This window comes from Gordonia sp. 852002-51296_SCH5728562-b (assembly GCF_001665475.1).
Classification (GTDB): Bacteria; Actinomycetota; Actinomycetes; order Mycobacteriales; family Mycobacteriaceae; genus Gordonia; species Gordonia sputi.
Window position 1 is genome coordinate 1 of the sequence record NZ_LZMI01000047.1, and the last position, 1886, is coordinate 1886.

Below are 1886 nucleotides of genomic sequence, written 5' to 3' on the forward strand. Positions count from 1 at the left end.
TCGGCCCGGCGCAATTTGCGCACGATGTCCTCCGCCGAGTGACGCTTACGTCCTGCCATGATCCTCATCGTCCCTTCTCCGCCCTCATCAGGGCAATCAGGACTCTAGAACCACCCGGACCGGTTCACGGGGGACAGGCCACCGGATTCGCTCAAAGCTGCGTTGACGATATCGTTGAGTTCGTCGAGTCGACGCGATTGCGTGTCAAGGTTAAGTTCAATTTCGTCGTCGCTCATCTGCTGGTCATTTCAGGAATTCGGTCGCGCACAACCTCGAGTGTTGCCGTCGCGGAACGTATCTCATCGAGTTCGACTTTCAAGGATTTGATCTGACTCTTGAGGTCCTCATTTTCTTTTTCAGTGGCAGATTTTTCTTTCTTCAGTGTATTTATCTTCTCGACCAGGAAACTTGTGGTGTCACTCATGTCATTGATTCGCTCCTGCAAGCTTTCCACAACTCGCCGCATCTTCTCTTCGCGATTTGGAGACTCCACGAGGACCATGCGAGCAAGTAGGTCGAGCTTGACAGCTTCGGCGGCGACCGTCCGTGACGCAATCGGACTGAACCGCGTTCCAGCCGCCGCGGCGCCTGCGAAAGCAACTCCTCCAGCCCCAGTCAACAGAAGGGTCCCGCCTGCTACACCGAAACCGCCAGCGGCGAGTGATCCGCCGCCGAGGGCGGCCAGGCCGGCGGAGGTCGCAGCGGCTCCGGTGAGTCCCATGGTTCCGCCGATCGCAGCGCCTATTGCTGGGGCTGCCCAGCCCGCAGTCGCCACGCCCACCCCTGCTCCGACAACCGTTGCGGCAGCGACTCGACCCCATTTGATCGACTTGCGCCGGAGTGCCTTCATCAGGCTCTCGAACTCTTGCGTTGCCGCCTTCAGGTCGCCCTCACGAAGCCCGACTAGTTCACTCGCCGCCTCGTTCAGGCCCGATTCTCGGGCCTTCTTCTCCCAGTGGGTTCCGTCATCCCACGGACTGAACGTCAGCAGCTCCACAAGCACCACCAGGGCCGCCGAGCGCTTCTCTACCTGACCAGCCAACCCAGTAGCTAAGCCAGCGAAGATCTCCACCTGCTCCCGTCCATTGCGAGTTCGGAATCCAGCAAGTTCCTGGGGCACCCAGTCGAGTTGGTCATCGGGAACAGTGGCAGCGTATGCGTCAGAGACAAAACGGTAGGAAGCTCTTCTCTTGCTTGCCCGCACCTTGGGTTTGTTCGCCGCATCAATGTCCTCTAGCAGCATCCGGGCTTGCAGGGTGCAGACAGTGAGCGTCTGCAGCGGACTCAGTCTTAGCTCCTCGGCCACCTGGTCTGCGGTCACGTCTTTCATCTCGTCCTCACGATTCATCGATTGAATGGCGGAACTCTATCGCTTGGCTGTGACAACAGGAGACTCGTTTGCATCAGGCTCAACTTTCTCGCCCCTCGGGAGGTGCTCGCGCGGCGTCGAGTCGCTGATCGCGTAGTGGCCGTGCGGCGAGGGCATCCGGGAACTAGAGCGGCAGGCGAAGAGAGTTGCGACATTGCAAGTTGAGCTGAAGAATCCATGAAGCCGGTCTCTTGCCAGCTAGCCGTGGTTCACAGTCACGTTCCATATCTCCGGGGGCCAACTCGGCCGGAAGCTCCCCGCCGAGATTCACGACGCGACGATGGGGCTTCGTCGTTGCCCGTCAAGTACCCTCCGACGGACGCTCGCATCAGCCAATGCTGGCCGGAATGGTGACATCATCTCGGCCGCACCACAGCCCCACGGTTGGTCCCTCCCTTGAGCGTGGCTGTTCTCTGCGCAGGAATCTGTCGCGCTCTTTCTGGCGTGTCCCCCGTGAGCCGGTCCGGGTTGTTTTAGAGTCCTGATTGCCCTGATGAGGGCGGAGAAGGGACGATGA

The 1886-nt window shown here is 59.9% G+C and carries 1 protein-coding gene; it reads right to left on the reverse strand.

Going from position 1 to position 1886, the window contains the following annotated elements; genetic code table 11:
• Positions 1-232 precede the first annotated feature (232 nt).
• A complete protein-coding gene (locus A5766_RS08620) occupies positions 233-1348 on the reverse strand; it encodes a hypothetical protein (protein WP_064904259.1) in 1116 nt (371 codons plus the stop codon).
• Positions 1349-1886 lie beyond the last annotated feature (538 nt).

Excerpts from the sequence above, each read along its gene's own strand:
- A5766_RS08620 (WP_064904259.1), bottom strand. The coding sequence starts at position 1,348 with ATGAATCGTGAGGACGAGATGAAAGACGTGACCGCAGACCAGGTGGCC.